This window comes from Acinetobacter sp. YH12126 (assembly GCF_013418745.1).
Classification (GTDB): domain Bacteria; phylum Pseudomonadota; class Gammaproteobacteria; order Pseudomonadales; family Moraxellaceae; genus Acinetobacter; species Acinetobacter amyesii.
The window spans coordinates 1-1106 of record NZ_VPBM01000053.1; the positions used below are offsets into that span (position 1 = coordinate 1).

Below are 1106 nucleotides of genomic sequence, written 5' to 3' on the forward strand. Positions count from 1 at the left end.
TCGTTTGAAGGATAAAAAAAGAATTGGGATTCAGCCCCAGGTTGAAACTTAATACGAGATCAAAGGGGTCAATTTTACTTTGCCATTTGAAAGGTAAAAGGGGTCAATTTTAGAATGCCGTTGACAATGGCGTTTTAAAACATCTGACTGCCTATCAAAGAGATTATTTATTGGTCGAATAATCTCAAAACCTGATTGACTACCAAGACGGTATCTCAGGTGAGTGACTTTACGTATATTCAAACTCATTCGGGCTGGGTCTATACCGCCTTTATTATTGATGTGTTCTCACGAGCAATTGTTCGATGGAAAGTATCTACACGGATGAATACAGATATGGTGCTCGATGCACTTGAGCAAGCATTGCACGATCGAGGGATGCCAAAGAATGTGATTCATCATTCCGATAGAAGTGTGCAATATCTTTCCAGTCGCTATACCAATCGTCTAGAAGCAGCAAATTTACGAGCGTCAGTCGGTACAAATGGTGATTCATACGATAACGCTTTGGCTGAAACAGTGAATGGGTTATACAAAACAGAGGTGATTGAATATTTAAAAGCAGACTTGCAAGGTTTAGCGGATGTACAACTTGCGACATTAAATTGGGTAGATTGGTTTAACAAAAAGCGTGTACACAGCGCATTGGGTTATGTACCTCCTTTTGAGTTTGAAGCAATGTACTATGATAAGATTAACCCGTTAGGTCAGGTGGCCTAACTTAAATAAAAATGTCTCCGACAAACCCGGTACACTTCAAATTTAATAAAAGCCTCTATAGTGAAAAAAAATTAAGTTTTAATAAAAAAGCGCCTTTGAATGTAGGCGCTAAATTTTAATGCTTGATACACTAACGCTAATATTCAAGTATACTTAATTTAACATAATCTATATTATACGAAATTAATGTGTTAGAACCCATTTAAAGTGTCTATATTCTCACCAATAAAAATGTCTAGTTTATGATGGTTTTTATCACCATGGACTGGATATAAATATAGATGCTGATCACTATGTCTGACAAAGAAATTCAACGGCTTGCAGTTCTGCAAGACGTTCGAGATCATCGTATTACCCAGGTCCGTGCTGCTGAAATCCTAAATCTT

1 pseudogene is annotated in these 1106 nt (G+C 37.1%); it reads left to right on the forward strand.

Features of this window, described 5'->3' with window-relative positions:
- Nucleotides 1-219 precede the first annotated feature (219 nt).
- Nucleotides 220-720, forward strand: a pseudogene (locus FTU62_RS17240) (IS3 family transposase); the annotation flags it as partial.
- Nucleotides 721-1106 lie beyond the last annotated feature (386 nt).